21 protein-coding genes are annotated in these 19804 nt (G+C 43.6%); all 21 read right to left on the bottom strand.

Annotated elements, in window-relative coordinates:
* Nucleotides 1-5 precede the first annotated feature (5 nt).
* The 21 genes from R8923_RS00995 to R8923_RS00895 all read right to left on the bottom strand — a co-directional run bounded on the left by R8923_RS00995 (nucleotide 6) and on the right by R8923_RS00895 (nucleotide 19795).
* Nucleotides 6-848, bottom strand: coding sequence for a phage tail domain-containing protein (locus R8923_RS00995; RefSeq protein WP_088838931.1), 843 nt, complete (start codon nucleotides 846-848; stop codon nucleotides 6-8).
* Entirely contained in the window at nucleotides 845-5224 is a 4380-nt protein-coding gene (locus tag R8923_RS00990) for a phage tail tape measure protein (RefSeq protein ID WP_485870890.1), read from the bottom strand. Before R8923_RS00990 ends, R8923_RS00995 begins: the two co-directional genes overlap by 4 nt.
* A 188-nt stretch (nucleotides 5225-5412) precedes the next feature.
* Nucleotides 5413-5727 carry a phage tail assembly chaperone G gene (gene gpG / locus R8923_RS00985; protein ID WP_485870889.1) on the bottom strand — a complete coding sequence of 105 codons (315 nt, stop codon included), beginning with the start codon at nucleotides 5725-5727 and terminating at the stop codon, nucleotides 5413-5415.
* 56 nt (nucleotides 5728-5783) lie between these two features.
* On the bottom strand, nucleotides 5784-6344 hold the full coding sequence (locus R8923_RS00980) for a major tail protein (RefSeq protein ID WP_485870888.1): 561 nt from the start codon (nucleotides 6342-6344) through the stop codon (nucleotides 5784-5786).
* Complete coding sequence (locus tag R8923_RS00975; RefSeq protein WP_485870887.1) at nucleotides 6341-6736, bottom strand: DUF3168 domain-containing protein; 396 nt, start codon at nucleotides 6734-6736, stop codon at nucleotides 6341-6343. Before R8923_RS00975 ends, R8923_RS00980 begins: the two co-directional genes overlap by 4 nt.
* The gene (locus R8923_RS00970; protein ID WP_485870886.1) at nucleotides 6730-7134 is read right to left on the bottom strand and encodes an HK97-gp10 family putative phage morphogenesis protein; all 405 of its coding nucleotides are present in this window, start codon (nucleotides 7132-7134) and stop codon (nucleotides 6730-6732) included. The genes R8923_RS00975 and R8923_RS00970 overlap by 7 nt, the downstream gene beginning before the upstream one ends.
* On the bottom strand, nucleotides 7131-7496 hold the full coding sequence (locus R8923_RS00965) for a hypothetical protein (RefSeq protein ID WP_485870885.1): 366 nt from the start codon (nucleotides 7494-7496) through the stop codon (nucleotides 7131-7133). The genes R8923_RS00970 and R8923_RS00965 overlap by 4 nt, the downstream gene beginning before the upstream one ends.
* Nucleotides 7483-7797, bottom strand: a complete 315-nt coding sequence (locus R8923_RS00960; protein WP_485870884.1) for a phage gp6-like head-tail connector protein — start codon at nucleotides 7795-7797, stop codon at nucleotides 7483-7485. The genes R8923_RS00965 and R8923_RS00960 overlap by 14 nt, the downstream gene beginning before the upstream one ends.
* A 9-nt stretch (nucleotides 7798-7806) precedes the next feature.
* Nucleotides 7807-8001, bottom strand: coding sequence for a hypothetical protein (locus R8923_RS00955; RefSeq protein ID WP_485870883.1), 195 nt, complete (start codon nucleotides 7999-8001; stop codon nucleotides 7807-7809).
* Between the two features lie 25 nt (nucleotides 8002-8026).
* On the bottom strand, nucleotides 8027-9211 hold the full coding sequence (locus R8923_RS00950) for a phage major capsid protein (protein ID WP_485870882.1): 1185 nt from the start codon (nucleotides 9209-9211) through the stop codon (nucleotides 8027-8029).
* 24 nt (nucleotides 9212-9235) lie between these two features.
* Nucleotides 9236-10015, bottom strand: a complete 780-nt coding sequence (locus R8923_RS00945) for a head maturation protease, ClpP-related (protein WP_485870881.1) — start codon at nucleotides 10013-10015, stop codon at nucleotides 9236-9238.
* Nucleotides 10012-11142 (bottom strand): phage portal protein, encoded by a 1131-nt coding sequence (locus tag R8923_RS00940; RefSeq protein WP_485870880.1) that lies wholly within the window; start codon nucleotides 11140-11142, stop codon nucleotides 10012-10014. Before R8923_RS00940 ends, R8923_RS00945 begins: the two co-directional genes overlap by 4 nt.
* Before the next feature lie 13 nt (nucleotides 11143-11155).
* Nucleotides 11156-12799, bottom strand: coding sequence for a terminase TerL endonuclease subunit (locus R8923_RS00935; RefSeq protein WP_485870879.1), 1644 nt, complete (start codon nucleotides 12797-12799; stop codon nucleotides 11156-11158).
* Complete coding sequence (locus R8923_RS00930) at nucleotides 12796-13095, bottom strand: P27 family phage terminase small subunit (RefSeq protein ID WP_088838983.1); 300 nt, start codon at nucleotides 13093-13095, stop codon at nucleotides 12796-12798. Before R8923_RS00930 ends, R8923_RS00935 begins: the two co-directional genes overlap by 4 nt.
* Nucleotides 13096-13201: 106 nt before the next feature.
* Nucleotides 13202-13492, bottom strand: coding sequence for an HNH endonuclease (locus tag R8923_RS00925; protein WP_485870878.1), 291 nt, complete (start codon nucleotides 13490-13492; stop codon nucleotides 13202-13204).
* Between the two features lie 118 nt (nucleotides 13493-13610).
* Nucleotides 13611-14279 (bottom strand): hypothetical protein, encoded by a 669-nt coding sequence (locus tag R8923_RS00920; RefSeq protein WP_485870877.1) that lies wholly within the window; start codon nucleotides 14277-14279, stop codon nucleotides 13611-13613.
* Nucleotides 14280-14528: 249 nt separating this feature from the next.
* The gene (locus tag R8923_RS00915) at nucleotides 14529-15026 is read right to left on the bottom strand and encodes a hypothetical protein (protein ID WP_485870876.1); all 498 of its coding nucleotides are present in this window, start codon (nucleotides 15024-15026) and stop codon (nucleotides 14529-14531) included.
* Nucleotide 15027: 1 nt separating this feature from the next.
* Complete coding sequence (locus R8923_RS00910) at nucleotides 15028-15414, bottom strand: hypothetical protein (RefSeq protein ID WP_485870875.1); 387 nt, start codon at nucleotides 15412-15414, stop codon at nucleotides 15028-15030.
* The gene (locus R8923_RS00905) at nucleotides 15401-16765 is read right to left on the bottom strand and encodes an SNF2-related protein (protein WP_485870874.1); all 1365 of its coding nucleotides are present in this window, start codon (nucleotides 16763-16765) and stop codon (nucleotides 15401-15403) included. The genes R8923_RS00910 and R8923_RS00905 overlap by 14 nt, the downstream gene beginning before the upstream one ends.
* On the bottom strand, nucleotides 16762-17040 hold the full coding sequence (locus R8923_RS00900; protein ID WP_485870873.1) for a PDDEXK family nuclease: 279 nt from the start codon (nucleotides 17038-17040) through the stop codon (nucleotides 16762-16764). The genes R8923_RS00905 and R8923_RS00900 overlap by 4 nt, the downstream gene beginning before the upstream one ends.
* Nucleotides 17041-17344: 304 nt before the next feature.
* On the bottom strand, nucleotides 17345-19795 hold the full coding sequence (locus R8923_RS00895; RefSeq protein WP_485870872.1) for a virulence-associated E family protein: 2451 nt from the start codon (nucleotides 19793-19795) through the stop codon (nucleotides 17345-17347).
* Nucleotides 19796-19804 lie beyond the last annotated feature (9 nt).

The raw sequence follows: 19804 nt of genomic DNA, 5'->3' as shown, positions 1-19804 counted from the left end.
TCTCGTCACCCCCGGTAATAAAACGGGAAGTCAAATGAAATTTTTGTGTTTGTTGCATTAATGACTTGTACCCGATTCCAACCACGTTCTAGCGTGATAAGCCCGTGGTTTGTATCAATGCCGCATCTAGCATCATTCAAATACGGATAGACTCCATCGATTAATAAAACATCTGATTTTGCAACAGGCTTTTTAAGCTCGAATAACGTCCCGTTGGTTCTGTTGTAAATGCGGACATATTGACCTGGTACACTGTCGCACGTCAAAGCGATAGAAAGCGGGTGAAATCGCGGATTAATTCGCATATCAGACGGATTATAGATGTTAAAAATTGGCTCGTTTTCAAAGGTGTATTGCAAGTCCTCGCCCTCTGGCAGATTTAGTCCCACGCCCCATGCCTCTTCGTTGTATTCGAACGGTACGGTTGAAGTTGCTAGAGATTCAGAAAAGCCTTTAAACACATAAAAATTCAAAGTGAAACGCGCTGCATCTTTTCGAAATCTGTCAGGCTCCTCAATTCTACATTCGTCTACGCAATATCGCCTTGCAGGTAACTTTTCATGCTGCACATAATACGTTGATTGTCCGCACAATAGGGATTTTAACTCCGCTATTAGTAAATGGTAGTCGTAGTTGTCATAAGCTTCTAATAGACAATCTACTTCCAAATTAAACGGCTCGTAGCTCGGCGTGTACGTGACTGCGCCATCGGAACCCGTATGCGTTATGCGAGGAATTGAGGCGGCTGGCATGGTTGATCGTACGCCTAAAACTCGAATCGGAAAACGTTCGGTTAAATCGGTTTGGGTGTCACCTTGAATGATTCGAACCCAGTTTTTTTTACTCACGTTTGGCTTCCTCCTCTCAGTCGATATTCTCGTGCTTGTTGACGACTTACGCTATTTGCTAACGCTCGTTCATCGATTTTTAATTCTTTGCTAACTAATTTTTGTAGAAGTTCGATCATAACGCTTTGTTGCTGATTAGATTGCATGAGTTGTTCTATCAACTCTTGATTACTTTGAGTGTCTCCTTGCGTGTTTGGCGCTTGTCTAAGCGCGGCTAAAACAGTTTGTATGGTTCGCATCACCGCCGAATTAGAGAAAATAGGAGAGACGAGCTGTTTCCTTGTCCCTTCTGCGAAACGCGGGACGCCTTTTAGCATTTTACTTGTTAAATCGCCACGGAGTACAGACGACCCGCGCGGTAGATTCGGCAAGTACACGTTCCGCCCTTCCGGGATAAAACTGCGTCCGTTCGGCATCGTGATGAGTTCGCGGTAATGCGCGCCCGGTGCATCATTGACCACCACAGGACCGCCTCGGTGGAAGTCGGTACCTCGCGCTTTGAAGGGCGCTAAACCCGGCGTGTTCATGACACTACTAATCGTTAGCTTTTTGCCGTGTGGACGAAAACCAGTCCACGCGTTATCGATTTCGTTAATTTTCCCTTTCACCCCATTTAGTGATGAGGTTTCAAGTAGTAGACTCTTCTTGTACGGGGTGAAATTACGGTTGTAGTCTGAAATTGTCTTTTTACCACTAGACATTTTTTTCAATAAATCTAAGTTATTCCCAAATAGATATTTTAAATTTATGCGTTCGCCGTTGTAATTCAGTATGACGTCTTTACCATTTTTTATTTTATTAACTAAATCGCTATTGTTAGATAGTAACTTTTTAAGTTCTACCTTTTTACCGTTATAGTCAACAATGAATGATTTTCCCTCATTCAGCTTCTTCGTTATGTCCGAGTTGTCAGCCAGTAGATCTTTAATTGCTACGGGGAGCTGATTCCATTGCCCCATCTCCATAAGTGCGGTTTTAAGACCTATCCCTGTTTTAGCGTTTGCAATAAGTGATTTCTGTTGTGGAGTCAACTTATCCCATTGTCCCATGTCTCTAAGGGCTGTTTCGGCACTTAGGGCGCCGGGATAACTAACGACCATTTTCTTTTCGGAATACGTCATACTTTCCCATTTTCCGTTCTGGATAAGCGCGGTTGCGATAGTTGCTTTAGCGTCTGTAGTCAACTTCGCTTCTTTCATGATGAATTTAAGATTTTTCCAGCCTGCCTCGGATTGACTCGCTTCGTTGATGACTTCCGGTAGATTTGTTCTTACCCTTCCTGTTTTTTCATCAAGTACAATGTTAGACCACGCAATATCTGCTTTACTCGCTCCGTCACCTATTAACGTACTAGCATCGCTTACTTTCCCTGCTGACTCTTGAACCTGACGGGTAAACTCCTCGTAGTCCAGCCCCATGTCCTCTAGACCTTTTTTTATGTTAGCTTCGGCGTCTTTAGTGTTTGTCCCTAGATTTTTGTATATCTGTCTTTGAGTTTCAACCCATGCGGACGCGCTTGCGAACGATTCCGTATTACGCTCGCGGTCCATCTGGCGTAAGGCTTCGTTATATTTACTCTTAGTATATCTCCCGGCCTTGTAAGAAGCTTTCAGGTCTTTTTCTTGTTTGTCATATTTCTTTTGAAATTCTAAAGTTGACTTCGCAAAATAGTCGTTTTGTTCGGTTAATGTTTTTTGGCTTAATGACTTCACGTCTCCGTTTAGAGCGTTGAGCAGTTGTTTTTTCTTTTTACCACTAATGTTCAGACTTTCGATTTCCTCTTCTTGCATAGCCTTATAAATGCTATTCACCGTCTTGCTTTCTTCCGAGGTCAAGTTTCTGTGGTTAGAAGCCGCATTTTTATAAATACTTTCAACTTCTTTGACTTGGGCAGCTACGTCAGCCTTTCGTTTTCCAGCCTCTTTTTTCTGGTTGTCATACTCGCCTTTTAGGATGCCTTGAACTGATGCTGAATAATTATTAAATGACTCTGAAAAATCGTTAAAAGACTCATCTGTGTTTGACTTTATTTCCTTCGCCATATTTTTAAAAGCAGTAACAACTTTTGTAGAGTCGTCCGTTGCGCCTTTTGCAAACAAATCTAGCGAAGTTGTAGCTTCGGTTTGGAAGTTTTGGAATTTCGTTAAGGATTTATCAGCTTCCGCACCCACGTCAGTTCCCCAACGCTTCGTGCGTTCGGCGGACTCATAAGCTTTCTCACCCCAGATTTTCCAAGCGGCATAGCCTCCCGCTAAAACAGCACCTACACCGAGAATTCCAACGCCAAGCGGTGATAAAGCTAAACCAAATAGCGAAGCGCCTTCCGTCGCGGCGCCCATTCCGGCTGTCGCCAGCTTTGCTCCAGATGAAACTGCTGTCATGCCTGTTTTGGCGTTTCTAGACTGCAACATGATATTTCCTAAACCTGTTGTGAGTTTGGAACCTACACCAATCAATGCGCCCGCGCCTTTCGTTACTGCGCCTAGCCCCATAGTTACGGGCCCCGCCGCTGCTGCGAGCAGTGTCCATTTCACGATGTTTTTTTGCGTTTGGTCGTCTAATTCGGAAAATTTCTGTATAAGTTCAGTTCCTTCTTCGACCAACGGAGTGATTGCGGGGAGTACTTTGTCCCCAAACTCAATCGCTAAAACATGTAAAGATTCCTTAAATTTTGCGATTTTTCGTGCGGGTGTGTCTCCCATGCTTTTCGCTAATTCTTTTGTATAGCCTGTAGCGTTTTTGGTATCCTCCGTGAGTCCACGGAGCGCGTCTCCTCCTTGGTTAACTAGCACGTTCATGCCTGTTTGAGCTTCTGTACCGAAAGCTAGCGCAATAGCAGAAGCACGTTGTGCACCCGTCCAGCCTTTTGTATTGTTCTTAATTTTGTCGAGAAGTGTCGGCAAGTCTAACGTGCCATCTCGGAATGCTTTTGAAGAAATACCAAGCTTATGAAAGCCTTCTATGTTTTGTTTGGAAGGTTTTAATAAACGGGTTAAAGCCCCGCGGAGTGCGGTACCTGCTTTTTCGCCTTCGATGCCGTTATTTGACATTAAACCGATCGCGGCAGAGGTCTGTTCTAGTGAGATTTCTGCGCTATGCGCGACTGGTCCCACGTATTCCATCGCAAGACCCATGTCCGCAAAACCTGCCGCTGTTTTATTCGCGACAAAGGTTAAGCTGTCTGTAACCCGTTGCGTGTTCTTCAACGTGCCTTGTGTATCTGCTACTTTTAATCCGAATTGCTCAAGAATCGAAGTGGAGTTATTCATCACAACGTTAAAGTCTTCGCCTGAGGCTACAGAGGCATCCATGATGGACGGCATTGCCCCTAGCGTTTGATTATACGTATAACCCTTTTTAATGATTTCTTCCATGCCATCATTTATGGCAGTTGTAGAAATGCCGTACTGTTTCGACCATTTTTTAGAAGCGTCCCCGAGCCCTGATAATTGTTGTTTCAACTCGTTGCCCGAGACTGTTCCGTCGTCTAATAAAGCCGACATCTTCTGTATTTCAGAAGAAAATGTTACCGCGCTTTTCGTTGCGGCGTAAAGTCCAATCCCAAGCGGAACGGAGATGAAGGACATCTTTTTCCCAATATCAAACGTTTGCGAGCCTAGTGTTTTTAGCTTTTGCGAGGTGAGGTCCATGGAGTTCCGGAACCTGTCAAATTGCGGTGGAATGTTCCCGATTTGCTTCGCGTATGCACGCATGCTGTTTTGACTCGATAACATTTCGTTGTCTAGTTCTTGAATGCGCGCTTTTTGATTTAAATAGGCCTGCGAGGCTTTGCCTTGCGCGCCAGCTAACAGTTCAAGTTTCTGTTGCTCCAAGCCTCGGAGCTGTGTCAGCGTGGCTACTTTTTGGCTTAGCCCAGCGTATTGTGCTCTCGCTGCTCCTATCTTATTTCCTGCAAGCGCTTGAGACTCTGCTAATGCCGCCGATAGCCGTCCTTGCGCTTGCATCTTGCCGTTTAGCTCATTAATATTTAGCTTTTCAATGTCCATCGCGCGTCCCGTTGCTTTCAGCTGTTTCTCAAGAACAGCTTGTTTCGCGACAGAGTTATTAATATCACGTGCTAGATTCTGCGCTTTTACGGATGTTTCACCGTGCACCGCAATTTCGTCTTTATAAGCGCGTGTTAAATTCTCCGTATGTTTCTTATTCAGCTGTAAAGACCTGTCTAAGCCCGCGTATTGCGCACCTAATTTGCCTAGGCGGTTGTCTGCGCGGTCGAAAATAGCCATCTGTGCTTTCATTTGCGACTCACTTGCTTTTAAACTTCGCTTAACTGCTGTTAAGGAACTCGTCAATTTAGCCGAGTTTAAATCCATTTCTATTATCATTTTGCCAAGCGGTTTACCTGTTCCGGCCATCTAATTCCCTCCTCCCCGCATCTGCTGAACTAAATCTTCCAAAGGAATCACTTTCTGCTTGGTTTGCTTCTTCGCGAATAAAGAAGATAAGTGATAAAAATCTGCTTCGTCTATATCACGATAACTCCACCCGTTCTCGATTAAGGCTCGGTAAAGACTGTCTATATTTTCTATAGCCTCGTCAAATCCTACTGCTTTCCCTCTTCTTGGCTATCTTCTTCATCTTGACCATATACGACCTCGCGGAGCACTGTACCGATTAGAGGCCATATTTCTTCGTGGCTTAGTCCGTCTAAGACAGTATCTTCTGTCACCTTCGGGTTATCCATAACAGTGACAATAAAACCGATTCCTTTTTCTAAAATAAGAAGGTCATTTGCCTTTTCTTTTGTCATTTCTGCATTTAATTTCAGCCCGTCTCTAACGTATCGTGCTTTAATGTAATCCTGCGTGAAAGTTTCTTTCTTACCTGTTTTCGGGTTTGTCAATTGAATTTTAATCATGTTTTTCTCTCCTTCGATTTAAAAAATAAAAAGCCCCGTTTTCACGAGGCCTCAAGTTATGCTGCTGGCGGGATTGCGTAAGCTTTTAGCTTAGCGACATTTTCCGTTCCGACTGCCATTCCGTAGGAAAGCCCACTGTCGTTTGCTACACAGTTCATAACAAGTTTTTCTGCTTCCGGTTCGGACGCTTCTTTTGTTCTGGTTTTTAGCCCGAATTCATCTTTCATGTACCGCCCACGGAAGAAAGCGAACGCGACAGGCTCGCCTTGAGCATTAACGCTTTCTAGCACTGTCGCGGCATATGGTGGTTCCGTCTGGTCACCCACTGCGGTGAATCCTAGCGTGGTATCTTGCACCCAGCCTAGAACATCGTTTTGCATTTCTAAAGTTAAATCTAAAACAGAAAGTTCAAGCTTGAGTTCTCCAACGCCTTTTTGCGAGATGTAATAACCAACGTCAGACCCCCATGCGGTAGCGGATTCTGGCGACAGCCCTGTAATTTGGGCTTCCGTCGTTGCCCCTTTAGTTGCCCTTCCTTCAACAACATGCGTGTTTACAACAGCCCAGTCCGGACCGAACGTAGCCACGGTGGCTCTTTTAAATCCTACTGTAATCATTTAAATTCCTCCTCGTATAAAGAAAAAGGCAGACCCGAATATCTCCGAGAATCAACAAACCTCGTTGTTTCAGGGAAATACTCATCTAGCCCGCCAGTCTCTTGTGTAATATTTAATCGTTTTAATTCTTTTTTTACTGCCAGCTGAATTTCTTTTACCGTGAGTCGACTCTGTGACTCGGCGTCTATTTGAATACTAACTCTTTCAACCGTAGCCGAGTCGCTCCCAAATATATCCTCAAGCGGAGGTTCAAGCGGTGAAATAATAAGAAAAGGTTTGGATTTATCTGCCGTTTCTGGATACGTATAGTAATAAATTCGATCTTCACAGTGAGATTGAATAGTCGAATTTTGAACAAAACGTTGGTATAAAACGTCCAAAATATCTACCACAGGCCTCGCCTCAATTCTTGCTCCACGGCGCTGTTAAATTCTGACGTAGAGCTCTCAATGGTTTTTTTAATAGCCCCGAACCCGCGCGGCGTGATTCTCTCGCCATTTTTGGTATAGCCGTTTTCGTTTAAATGAATAATACGCCAGCGCCCTCTTGGTCCGTTCCAGCCTAATTTAATTTGCTTCACACCGTAGCTGTTCCGCGGTGCTGTAATCACAATTTCATTTTTAGATGCGCCTGTGTCTGCGAAACTCTCGAAAGCTTTTGCCATTCGCTCTTGCACAACTTGTGCCCCGACTTTTAAAGCCCGGTTGGAAAGTTGATTCATTTTTGCCGGTCCTAACTCCTCCGTCATTTGCGCTAGTACGGCGTTAAGCCCTTTGATTTCTACGCTCATGACACCACCACCGCTATAATTTTTATGAAATTATGTTTTTCTAAATCCACGGAAACCGATTTAATTTCATAGTGTTTATTCTTGTAGCGGAAGTCGTCAAGTTCGATGCGGTGTTTTGTTTTGACGATGTAATCAGCGCTTGGGTCACGGATTAAAAGCGTGATAGCCCCTTGAACCTCAATGCTTTCTAGCTGTTTAGAATCTTTTTCGGAAGACTCATATACATCTGCAAAGCACTGATATAATATAGATTTTGGTGTTTCGTTCGGTTCGGGCCCTGTGCTCCCGTATTCATAGAAAGTCACAGGTACGGTTAGGTTTGACGCACTAACGCGCGGAGGGTTGTACTTAAATGGTTTCATCTGTGGCTTCCTCCTCGCTCTCTATGCGCTCCACTTCGAGCTCTAGCGAAAAATCTAACATCTCGTGGCTGAAATTACGGTCGAAGTACTCCAGCGCGTCATTCAGTACATATCGAGTCCTTTCGAAAACAAGCTCGGCGCCACGTTCTTTTGCGGAGAGGTCGAACTCTCCACATTTGGAGCAGATAGCAAGGTAAGATTTACCTAAAGCTTTTCGAATAGCGTCATCTTCCGAGCTGTGCGATATTCGGTTTCTCGCCTTAAATTCGCTTAGCAGCTCTTCCGTTATTTCAGTGTTCAACGCATTCACCTACTTTTTAGCGCTTGTTTTTGGTTTTGTTGGCTCTTTCACAGGCTCTTCTTTCACAGGCTTCAAGAACCCAGCGCCTAGCGCTCCTATGATTTCTTTAGCGCGAACTTCTGTTAAGTCAATTTCTGAACCCGGTTCGCGTAAACAGTTTTCTTCTTTATCTCTGAATCTTTTTAGTACTTTAAATTTAGCCATATTTCTATTCCTCCTTAGTTTTTAATTATGCCGCGGGTACCGTATCCGTGATATTTAGTGTCCAAACGGCTGATGCTTTAATATCTCTAGCGCGTCCATATGCAAATTGTTTTGCTGTGTATAAATCTAAGTCCTCGAGCGCTAAAGTTTGGTCAAACTGTTTCACGTTAATTCCTCCGCCTAAATACGCATTATATCGCCCTGTTACGAACGTCAGAACTTCTCCTTGCTCTTGCGCCTCCGACTCGACAATGTCCAGATTGTAAGGCAACGCTGTTACATACGTTCCGTTAGCATTCAAGAACGTATATTGCGTTTTCACGTCCCAAGCGTCGTAAGGGTTTACGACAAGAACGACTTTACCCGCTACCGCAAGTGCTCGTGACTCTTTAATTACGTTTCCTTCTGCGTCTTTCTTTTCTTCTGTTTTAGAGTGATATTTAAATACCCTAGTCAATTCTTTTACGGTTGTCGTTGAGTCGGCGAAAGTTAGAGTCCCTTGCGCCGTTTTTTTAGGGTAAGTCGTCACGCCTCCTGCAACTGTCCCATTGTTAATATCACGGTCTAGCCCGATTGGCTTATCTTGCCCGTCCCCTGTCAAGAAAGCTAACTCTAGCGCTACCGCAAATGCCTCTTCAATTTGAAGACGGACAAAGCGTTCAATCCAAGCAGGTCCAAAGTCTTTCAAATCTTTAGGGATAACTACGAAAGCCGTTAGCTTGCTTGAGATACTTTCTTCTTCGTTAAAGGTTGCGTCTAACTGCCCTTTTATGTCGTCAAAAATTTTACCCCACACCGCTACGCCTGTTGTTTCGGACGCTAGAAATTTTAGACGTAAACCTGCATTTTTCAACCCTATTTTAGATAATAGCGGGTGCTCTGTTGTCATATCTTCGAAAATCCGGTCTACTGTCTCCTGTGGTAAAAGGGTCTCGTCTTTCGTTCCCACATTTGTGTTAATTTCGTTATAAAATTTTCGTTGCTCCGCTGTCAGCATCGCGTCCGCGCTTGTAGACGCGGAATAGAGCTCTGCCTCTTGGCGTGCCGCCTCGCGAGCGTCCGCCATAAGCCCTTCCTGTAAGCTGTCTAGCATTTTAGAGTAAGCTTCTCCCTGTGCTTCTTGACTTTCTCCGTTTTGAATGGAGTTGATAAAATCTTGTTTTGATTGGTTAAATTGTTCTTGTTTTTCCTTGTTTAATTTTACAGTCATTAGTATTCCTCCTATTTTTGTATATTAAAAAAGAAACCTCTCAAACCCTGAGTTTTGCGGATTGTTTGGCTCCTCTTCGTCAGATTCCGAGTTGTCAAGTATGAGACTCGCTTTGAGCTCATCGACTGCCTCGGCGACTATTTTTTTCACGTCTTCGGCTTGAATTGTTACGGTTTGTGTTAATGTTTCGTTGTTAGATACGCGTAAATTTCGCATTTTTTCAAGGGCAGATTGAGGTAACATGCCGCCTAGGTCAGCCACTAAGCGTGGAGCCTCTGAGTTTTCTTGGAACATGATTTCATCAGCCAGCCCCATTTCTACAGCTTGCTGGGCGTTTACGTATGTTTCTTCGCCCATCAACGCCAGAAGCTCGTCTAAGCTCTTACCCGTTTTTAATTGATAAGCGTTTGCCACGGATATATTTGCGTTTTTAGCGACGTTTGAGGCGTCTTGCAAATCGCGATGGTCGCCTCCCGCATACAGTTGTACATTATGAATCATCATTTGCGCGGTAGGCGAAATTAAAATTTTATCGCCCGCCATAGCGATAATAGAAGCGGCGCTTGCTGCCATACCGACAACCTTCACAGTTACAGGTCCGTTGTAGTCCTTTAGGGCTGTGTAGATTTCACTCCCCGCAAAAAGGTCACCGCCATTTGAATTGATATGGACCTCCACGCCTTCATTTGCGTTTTTAAGCGCTTCGGTGACGTCTCTGCCGCATGTTGCTGGCATTTCGAGCCAGTCGTATATCCATTTATCTCCGTTTGCTACGATTGGACCTAGCACTTCAATTTTCGTCATTCGTTCTCACCTCCTTCATCGGATTGGTAATTTTTAGTTAAGATATAGCGGTCAAGTTCTGGGTCATCTGCTCTTTCCCAGCCGTACATATCTCGCACCTCGTTTCTATTAAATGCCCCTGACGCAATAAGCTTGTCTGCCGCTTCCGCACTTTCGAGTGGTGATTTTTGATTGATAATTTTCACATGATGCCCTGCTAAATACTCAGAAGGGGTAAAGAGTTTCGCGTTTAACTCGTCCTGAATTTTACGCATAAAATGCCGCTTGCAGTATTGGTCGAACGCTTTCATACTGTTGTCTAAATCCGCCATTTCCCCATGGATTAAAGAAGGCGGAATCCCTAGCATTTTAGCAACATCATCAATCATGGATTTTTTGAGTTTCGTTAGCTCGTCTATCGACTGTGCGTTCGTGGCTCGCGTGGCGCCTAGTTCGATATATTCAAAGTCTTGGGTTTCAGGGACGAGGGCCACCGAGTTATTTTGAAAAGACGCGTACATCTTGTCAAGATAGGCTTGTAAAGCTGCTTGTTTTTTTGGATCAAAAGCCCCTCCGTTTTTCCCAATTTTGACAATCCCGCGTAGTTGATAGTTCCGAAGTTGTGCGCTAATCATGCGCCCAAAAATTTCGCCGTAGTCGTCAAAAAGGCCTTCGATAAACGTTGATATTTTCGAATTCGCATACTCCAAGTAAAAAACTTTACTCATCAGAAAGGACCTTTTAAATTCGTAGTCTTTTACGGTGACGTGTGTGAATATGTCTTCAAACAAGGCGTACTCTTTACGCTCGAAAGAATCCGCGATGAGCAAATTGTCCGTATCCGATAAGACGATCAAACATTCCCCGTCGTGAACTAATTTATAAATTGCTTTTTCCCAAAATGTGCTTGCTGATTCATCTGAGTTTGGTCTTACGTTTAATTTATAATGCCAGTCGTTCTTTAAAATTTTGGTTCCGTCCCGAATCTGAAAATCAGATTGCGCGATAGAACGGGCTAAAAACTGGATGCAGGTGTCCAAGGCAATTCTTTTTAAATATGCCTTTTGGGAAGTGTCAACTAAGTATTCATAGTCATACATCCATTCCAGCTCTTGGTTTCGCTTAAAAATGCTATCAAATATTCCCAAATATTTTCACCTCCTAAAATTTAAGTCCGTTTAAGAACTCAAGCGCTTCCCCGTAATCCACGTTTTCAATTTCATCTGCTCTCCATAGAGCGTGTACAAAAGCTTGGAATCCGTCCGTTTTACGTCTATGCTCGTCTTTTTTTAAATACTCTTTGTTGCCGTCCGGTTTTATTTTGACCGCTACGTTATTGGTGTACCATCTCATCAAAGGGTTATCGTCAAAAACGACGTGGTGATTCGCGAAAGCACTTTCGATGCGAGGTGCTAGCAGGCTATGAGCAGCTCGGGGGTTCTTTATAATCTCAAGTTCGAAACCTTCCTCCTCAAATAACGGGCGCATTAAATCCATGCGGAAGTTATCCCCAATCACTTTTTGAATGCCGTACTCTTTTCTCATTTCGACAAACCATTTGACGACATGCCTTGGGTCAATGCTGGGTTCGTCTACGACCGTTAATAATCCTTGTTTCTCCCACTCTTTTATTGGGGGTTTAAGGTTTGCGATGTCCAAATATGCTTTTCTTGCAAAAGAGTGCGTTTTCCAAATATAATCTTCGCCTACCCGAAAAAGCAACCCTACCGCCGCGAAATCTTTAATGGATGCATAGTCGAATCCTCCGACGCACGACTTGTGTTTTAGATATGGCATTTTTCTATTCGTCGCTAGTATTTCTTCCCACGGCGCTACGACTTTTTCCAAATCTACCTCTGGTAAATTCATTCGCTTCGTCATAAACGCCGAGCGTCCGGATGGATTATTCTTTAAAGCGTCAAATTGCTTTTTGACCTTATTAAATAAACGTTTAGAACGAGGGCTTAGCGGTTTTTCAAAAGCTGGGTTAGCCTTCTCCCAATTTTTTACGTCATTCACTTCTTCGGCGCTATCCAACTTACAGATGAAAGGGAAGATGTGATCGTCTAGATTTTCTCCGCTTAGTACTGCCTTGCATCGTTCTTCTAATTTGTCGTAAAACCCACCCCGTACAAAACCGTTTGTTCCTATGAAAAATTCTCGGGGGTTAGGCACTTTCCCCAGCCCCCCTGAGAAAACGTCAATTACTTGTCTGTCTTCGTACTCATGTATTTCATCATAAATGACACAGCCCTCGCGCCCCCCGTCTTTGGTTTTAGCATTTGAGGTCTGGAATTTAAATACACTATTAGTAACTTTTCCAACAATTTTTGCTTTCCAAGCTTCAAAATTGCCTTCGAGTTTTACGTTTCCGTCTATAACGTTAAAAACCTCATTAAAGCTAACTTTCGCTTGCTCTTCCGAGTTCGCTACAATAGAGACGTCATAATTCTTTATCCCGTGTAAGGGGCTTATAAAGAAATTTGACAACGTACTTATGAAACCGTTCTTTCCCCCGCCTCGGCCTAGCGTAATGTGAAATTCTTCGTAAAAAAGTTCACCATCTTTTTTGTAGTATAAGAAGATAAAAGGTGCGATGAATTTTTCCCAACTGTCCAGAGGGAAATACCACTTTTCGCTAAAGCTAATGTAATTGTTTATCTTCTGTTCATCGAAATAAATATCGTCCCGAGTCAGAACGTAGGTTTTTATATAATTGATTAGCTCAATACGTTCTTTATTTAATAAGATCCTGCCTTCTTCGTACAGCCTAATATAGTTTTCCACATATGAATTTGAAATCATAGGAGGTCACTACCGTCGTTAGGCGAATCCACATTTTTAAAGTCAAACGATTTCTCAATCGAAAGAAGGGAGGTGTTAATCCTGTTCTTTTCTTGAATAGCTGGGTTGGTTTTAGCGAATTCCTGTGGCCCGTTCTTTGTGATAATAACGGCCCCTAATTCTTCTATGCTTTTGTCTAGCTCATAATAAATACGAATCAAATTGACGTACCGTTTTACTTTTTCTAATTCTTGTTGACTTGTTGTGTCGATTTTCGACAACAGTTCTTTTTCCAATTTTTTCAAGTTGTACCTCATTCTTGCTCCTCCCCCCTTCATGAGAATTTTAAATATTTCTGCGCAAAAGACCCCACACCGTTCCCAGAGCCAAATTATTTTGCTGAACTTTTGGCCCGGGGGCGTACTACCATTTTTCATCGTTCCATTTATTTTCTTTTTTTACGAATCGATTATGTTTTTTGTTATGACACGTTACGCATTTTGTTTCTAAGTTAGACGGCTCTAATGCTAGCTCTGGGTAGTCTTCTAGTTCCAGCAGATGGTCAACGTCTAATCGTTCACCAGTTGTAACCTTCCCGTTCCTTTTACACTCTTGACACTCGAAGTTATCTCGTTTTAAAATAACTTCTCTCGTCCGCCGCCATTCTTTCGATTTATAAAAAGACAATCGTTCTTCTTGAGATAGTTTAGTCATGACTTGTCATCGTCTTGCGCACCAACGCACGCGTTGAAGGTTGGCGTTAAATCGCATATGGTTTCAGTTAGTTTCCTGAGTACTTCTATTAGTTCTTTAGCCTCCATGGTGCCCCTCCTTAATCCGATATGGCGTGGACTCGTTTGTCTTGCGCACCAATGAATACCTTTGTATTTTCGTCAAAAACTCCGTTGTTTAAAAATACGGACATCTCTTTTTTCCTCGGGTAGATCAATTCATCGAATGTAACTGTTTTTACTTTAAATTGATAATCAACTAAATAAAACGAAAAGCCCACCGGCACCGACTTGCTAAGTACTCCCTTTCCTTTTAGGTTATCTATAAGGTTTGGATAGTGAGAATGGATGTATTTATCATTCGCTATATGTTCCGCGAAACCCCAATCGAATTGAACTCCTCTTCTACTATTCTCATAAATAACCCCAGCTTGCTCCTCACGATAAATAAAAAGCGGATAGGATACCGCGCTTCTAAACAGAATAAAAGGGGTTTTCTCGTTGATGTAGAACTGTTCTATTTTAGTTGACAGGCTAAAAGGAGGATTATCAATTACAGCCGCATCATCATAGCTGTTTACCTGTTGCCACATTTCAGTGTCGCCGTTAAAAGCGATAACATTGCCGTGATACTGTTCGGGCGCTTCATGCAGTGGTGTGCCCGCTTTGGTAAATGGCATAATAATTGTTTTATGTTTTAAAATGCCGCTCGGCGCGACTACTTTTTGGAAAAAACTTTTCTGCTGCCTCTTGTGTTGTATAATACTCATCGTCTCTGTACTTTTTAGAAAGCAACTGTCTCATCTCCTAACTCATGATAAAAAGCCCCGCGCTAGCACAGGACTTTCTTAATTTATATTGCCCTTCCGTGGGACACTTCTTCGAGAGGTGTTGGAGGTTCTATTTGTATACAGCCAGCCATGAGTAGTATTTTGGAGTGGCTGGCTGTTATTACATTTATCTTACACTATCATATTAACATGGAAATATTGGACTTTTGCGACAGCTTTGCGACAACTTTACCAATCATCAAGCGCCGCCTTGATTCCAAACAAAAGCACGGAAAGCTCTGCTATAGCTCGTTTTGCATCTCTTTCGACCGTCCGAATGTCCACGTGCTCCTCTTTCGATAATTTATTTTTTGTTAGAGGAAATTCTGATAAATACAGTTTATCTATTGCACGGAAGCGTCGTTTACTTGACTCTTGTCCCGCCGAACTAATTTTTCTATATGCTTCTATGACACCCTCAAAATATCTTAGTAGTTTTAAGCTTTTCGCTTTATGCTCGATGAGGCTTTCTAATGTTAAAGCTTTTACATCAAATATAGTTGTAGTTTCTTCTAAGTCTTCGACTTCGGCGGGAATTCCCTCGCAATGTGCTTTTAAAAATCTATACTTCTCAAGTAGCAGCTTAGTGTTTCGTAAACGCCAATCACGCTCCTCTTTCTCCGTGCGTTTACCTCGATTCGCAACAGCATCCGCTATACGATTAATATCCTGGTTACTTAATCCCAATTCATTCACCTCTCGCCTCGTCATTATATCGCATCACTTTGTCTATTTGTGATTCGTATTCTTTAGCGCTACCTTTTGTTTTTACTACTCTTTCCATTCTCTCTGGCTTTGTCTTGAGAGGTTGATTGCTCGCCCATATTTTTGGAGAGTCAAAATAAACAATAATTAAATGCATCTTACTTTCAGTACTATCATCTGCCGTCACCCATTTATATTCCACGGACTCAACATTTTCTATTAGCTCGCCGTCTACCCAAATAGCAAGTGCCCTCGAGTTAGAATCTTGTGCGATTACTACGCTACATTTACCCATATCAATTCGCATTTCGTTCCATTTTATCTCCGCTTTTAAAGGCGGCGCTACGTATGTTTTGCTAAATAGTCCCATTTTGTACCTCCTCCAATCTCGCTTTGACGGCTTCCAGCAAAGCGTCTTGCCCTTTCTCTTTGCCTTGTAAAACTTTTAAAACACGTTCGTCGATAGTGCCCTTCGTGATTAGATGATGCACGATCACATTATGCTGCTGCCCTTGTCGCATCAGTCTTGCGTTCGCCTGCTGATAGTACTCTAAGCTCCACGTGAGGGAGAACCACACAATTGTGTGCCCGCCGTTCTGTAAGTTTAAGCCGTGCCCCGCGCTTTGCGGGTGCGCTAACAGCAGTGGAATGTGACCGTCGTTCCAATCGTCCATGTCCTTAGCGTTTTGAAGTTCTCGGGCAAACGGGAAAGTTTTTTTAATCCGTTCTAAGTCGTGCTTAAAATTGTAAAATAGTAAAATTGGCTCGCCTTGCGCCTCTTCCACAATCTCTTTTAAGGCTTCTATTTTCTGCGAATGGATCGCAAGAATATTTTTATTCTCGTCGTAAATTGCGCCAGAGGCGAATTGTAAAAGTTTATTGGCGAGTACGGCGGCATTCGATGCGATGACGTCCGTTTCAAGCGATAAAATATACTCTCGTTCTAATCTAGTGTAGTCCGTACGCTCCTTTGCGGTTAGCTCTACCTCGATGGTATTATCCAAGCGTTCTGGTAGCTGTAAATAATCCTTCGATTTCATGCTGATGCAAATGTCACTAATCAAGCCATAAATTTTTTCCTCGGCTCCCGGTAACAAGCTCCAGTTATATACCACGTGCCCATCTCGCTGGCCCGGTTGAAAATACTTCGCGCGGTAGTGCGTAACGCGAGGCTCTAATCGTTCGCCGCGGTCTAGTAAATAGAGTTGGCTCCACAAGTTAATTAAATTGTTTGGCGCCGGGGTGCCAGTTAAGCCTATCACCCGTTTCATTAGAGGTCGGACCTTTCGTAAGGCTTTAAATCGTTTAGAAGCCGGGTCTTTAAAACTCGAAAGCTCATCAATTACAACGGTCTGAAATGGCCATTGCTTGCCGTAATATTCCACAAGCCAGACCACATTCTCTCGGTTAATCAGATAAATGTCCGCCTGTTTTTCTAAAGCCTCGATGCGCCTTTTAGTCGAACCTAATACTTTTTCAAAAGTTAAATGCTGTAAGTGGTCCCATTTCTGAATCTCATCGGACCACGTTTTTTCAGCTACGCGTAAAGGGGCAATGATTAGCACTTTATTTAGCTCGATGTAATCGTATTTCAGCTCGGTCAAAGCGGTTAAGGTGGTTAAAGTCTTACCGAGTCCCATATCTAACAGTAAACCGCAAAAAGGCTTTTCAATAATCCAATTCTTGCTATATGTTTGATAATCATGTAGCGCCGCTTTCATTTTCTAAAATCACCTTTCATAAACGCGTCAATAGCTTCTTTCGAATCTAGCACGAAGGCTTTTTGATTCAATTGTTGAAGTTGTTTTATCCGGACGTTTTGAAGTGGCCTTGTTCGGCCTCCCGGCGCCTTCAATTCGATGAAGAAAACACGTCTCGGTGTTATCACTAATCTGTCAGGCACGCCTTTTGTTCCGGGTGATGTCAATTTCCAGCAAAGCCCGCCTTGATTTTCGACTTGTTTTTTTAGATAAAGTTCTATCTCTTTTTCCTGCATTTTTTTTCACCTCATTTTTTAGGTGTACCCAGTGTACCCAGAAAAAACCGCTCAAACTATATACACACGTATAGGCGGGCATAGGCGGGTATGTACCTGCCTAATACTACCTATATGCTATTCTCATAAAGTAGGCTATTTTGCTGGGTACACTGGGTACGGCAAGGTTTGAAAGGTTGGGGCCCTAGACGTTTACCCGTACCCAGAGGCGTACCCAGTGCCGTACCCACGGGTACACCTAGCCGTACCCAGAAATTTAGGGGTGTACCCAGAAAAAAGGGTTCTGGGTACGGTACTGGGTACACTAATCTACTCTAAAATACGCACGTTGAGCTCCGTATCCAGTCCCAAATCTTAGTTTGTCTGAATGCTTTTCCCAACCCTCTAAATTCTCTAAAATCGACCTAATTTCCTTTGCTTTTATGGGCAGTAAATTTTTAGGGTCGCCGTCCAAAAGCTCGCACCAAATTTCCATTGTGCACACTTTTGACCTTTCTTGAGTCCCTTCTTCGCTTATGTCATCGTCCTGCCCTTTGATGAACATTCGCCTTTCTGAAATACTCCGTTTATACCAGTCATCGGGTATTAGGATGTCAAGATACCTTTCTATCATGCCCTCTAATGCATTTTCTACAGTGTGAAGGGCTTGTTGTTCTTTAGCGGAAGCTTCTTCGGCATCAGTTAAATAGAGTTTCTCGCCTTTTTCAAAAAAGACTTTTGCCTCCACCCAAATCTGCCCGCGCACGGCTTCGTTGATGTCCCACACTCGGTATTGACGTTTTTGCTTACCCACGGCCACGGGCCAAAATCGGCGGTTTCCCGTACGATCATGTAGAAATTCATAGTCATTGCTCGTGCCCCAAAAAATACACTGTCTAGGGAAATAGCTTTTATGGCGTCCATATGCGACTCTAAACGCATCTTCGCGTTTTGATATGAAATGCTTAGTAGCCTCAATATCCGCTTTTTTCGTTGCTTTTAACTCGCCTAGTTCTAGTATCCATACGCCCTGTAAGGCTTCATAAGCATCTTTTCCGCCGATGTTGTCTAGCGTGTCACTGAACCACTGCCCGGCCAAAATGTCTGCGAGAGAGCTTTTCCCGATGCCTTGTGCGCCTGTTAACGTCAGCATGTTATCGAACTTAATACCCGGCACATACACACGTGCCACTGCCGCACTTAAGGTCTTACGTGTCACCATGCGTGTATAAGCCGTATCTTCTGCGCCTAAATAATCAATAAGAAGCGTCTCTAGTCGCTCGACACCGTCCCATTCTAGTTCGTCTAGATACGCTCGCACTGGGTGGAACTGATGCCGCTCTACCTCTTGCATAAACGCGTCTTCAATTTTTCCGCGGTGACTAATGCCGTAGACCTTTTCGATGTAGACCCGAAGTCCCGCCTCATCGCTATCCTTCCAGAATTTCTGTTCGCCGATGGCGCGCCACGGAAGGTTCTCACGCAAAACGAGGCGCTGGGCGAACGTGTCAAATGCTACTTTTTTAGATAAGTTCACGTCATTTTTAAAGATTGTTTCAAGATTCATCGCGCTACTTTCAATCTGCCCGTTGTCATCTAGTGTGAGAGTATTAAGCCAATCTTCATTGCTGACTTTCACGTCGATGCCCTCAAAATCTTCCACGGCTTCTTGCATGCGCTCTTTGACAAGTAAGCCTTTCGCTTTTTCATCGTGAAGCACTAACTCACGCATTGCCTTAAAACTAGGGAGTCGATTTACTGGCGTGCCGTCTTTCGCGTCCTCGTCTAGGTCTCCGAATTTGTGAATCCGGACGAGGTCGAAGGCATTACTCAATTTATCGCCTACCGGGTCTGTCCCGTGATGGCTGTAGGCGAATTTATCATCATAGAGCACTAAGCCGCCACTTGTACTCCCGTCGATATACGTAAAACGGTCGTCTTTATCCGTAGCGCTGTATATACCGTCTAAAAAGGTTTCTATCGCACTTCGAATGTCATACGTCCGGCAAAAGGCTCCTATAACTCCCTTTTTTGTAAGCGGGTCACCTTGTTTTTTCGCTTGTCGCTCGCGAACGCCGCGGCTTCTTGAGCTCTCTGGCCACGAAGTCGAGTCCGTCCAATCGAGATATTCGTTTAAAATCTCATCAGGATTTAAGAAGTCCCCGTCTTGGTATTCGAATACATACCCGCCGTCACTGGAGACAGACGGCCAAAACATGAGCCTTTCGGGCTGATAGGTTGTATCATCGAAGTTATCCATGCCAAACTTCTCCGCGACTTTCCGCGCTACAGGCTGGTACTCTTCTGCGGTTACAGCTCGACTAAGAGGAATGATTAAACGAAGACGAGGTTTTTCGGGCGTATGGCTGTGCGTGCTGTACATGGTCGCCGCAAAACCGAATACAAGTTGAACGTTCAACCAGATGTCAGATTCGACGCTATCCGCGTCTAAGGTAATGAGACTCCGGTTCGCCACCGCGTCTGCTTTTCGCCGTCCCTGTTTGAGATACCCACCGACAAAGCCACCTACATCTTTAATTTGATCACGTTCTGACTTTGACAGTTTTGTGTATTCTGCAACAGTTTCTTGTGTGCGCGTAGGGCGCGCCAGACGACTCAAAAACGCGCCCCAGTCCGTACTTTTATTTTTCCACTTCTTTGTTAGTTTATTGGCCCCTGTTGCGATGTTTAAAGAACTGTTGTGCGCTACTTGAATAGCCTCCTTTTCCTCTTGCATCAACATCACCTCCTTTTGTTCTTGATCTATTAAACTCATGACGTCCTC

The organism is Listeria tempestatis (genome assembly GCF_963575625.1).
In the GTDB taxonomy this organism is placed as follows: domain Bacteria; phylum Bacillota; class Bacilli; order Lactobacillales; family Listeriaceae; genus Listeria; species Listeria tempestatis.
Note: the sequence above shows the minus strand (reverse complement) of the source record. Positions and strands in the feature narration are given on the sequence as shown.

Bases quoted from the DNA above. Each gene is read 5' to 3' on its own strand.
- R8923_RS00950 (WP_485870882.1), bottom strand. From the start codon at position 9,211: ATGACTGTAAAATTAAACAAGGAAAAACAAGAACAATTTAACCAATCA.
- R8923_RS00900 (WP_485870873.1), bottom strand. From the start codon at position 17,040: ATGCAGGAAAAAGAGATAGAACTTTATCTAAAAAAACAAGTCGAAAAT.
- R8923_RS00980 (WP_485870888.1), bottom strand. From the start codon at position 6,344: ATGATTACAGTAGGATTTAAAAGAGCCACCGTGGCTACGTTCGGTCCG.
- R8923_RS00905 (WP_485870874.1), bottom strand. From the start codon at position 16,765: ATGAAAGCGGCGCTACATGATTATCAAACATATAGCAAGAATTGGATT.
- R8923_RS00920 (WP_485870877.1), bottom strand. From the start codon at position 14,279: ATGAGTATTATACAACACAAGAGGCAGCAGAAAAGTTTTTTCCAAAAA.
- R8923_RS00945 (WP_485870881.1), bottom strand. From the start codon at position 10,015: ATGACGAAAATTGAAGTGCTAGGTCCAATCGTAGCAAACGGAGATAAA.
- R8923_RS00925 (WP_485870878.1), bottom strand. From the start codon at position 13,492: ATGACTAAACTATCTCAAGAAGAACGATTGTCTTTTTATAAATCGAAA.
- R8923_RS00895 (WP_485870872.1), bottom strand. From the start codon at position 19,795: ATGAGTTTAATAGATCAAGAACAAAAGGAGGTGATGTTGATGCAAGAG.
- R8923_RS00965 (WP_485870885.1), bottom strand. From the start codon at position 7,496: ATGAAACCATTTAAGTACAACCCTCCGCGCGTTAGTGCGTCAAACCTA.
- R8923_RS00990 (WP_485870890.1), bottom strand. From the start codon at position 5,224: ATGGCCGGAACAGGTAAACCGCTTGGCAAAATGATAATAGAAATGGAT.
- R8923_RS00970 (WP_485870886.1), bottom strand. From the start codon at position 7,134: ATGAGCGTAGAAATCAAAGGGCTTAACGCCGTACTAGCGCAAATGACG.
- R8923_RS00955 (WP_485870883.1), bottom strand. From the start codon at position 8,001: ATGGCTAAATTTAAAGTACTAAAAAGATTCAGAGATAAAGAAGAAAAC.
- gpG (WP_485870889.1), bottom strand. From the start codon at position 5,727: ATGATTAAAATTCAATTGACAAACCCGAAAACAGGTAAGAAAGAAACT.
- R8923_RS00935 (WP_485870879.1), bottom strand. From the start codon at position 12,799: ATGATTTCAAATTCATATGTGGAAAACTATATTAGGCTGTACGAAGAA.
- R8923_RS00930 (WP_088838983.1), bottom strand. From the start codon at position 13,095: ATGAGGTACAACTTGAAAAAATTGGAAAAAGAACTGTTGTCGAAAATC.
- R8923_RS00910 (WP_485870875.1), bottom strand. From the start codon at position 15,414: ATGGGACTATTTAGCAAAACATACGTAGCGCCGCCTTTAAAAGCGGAG.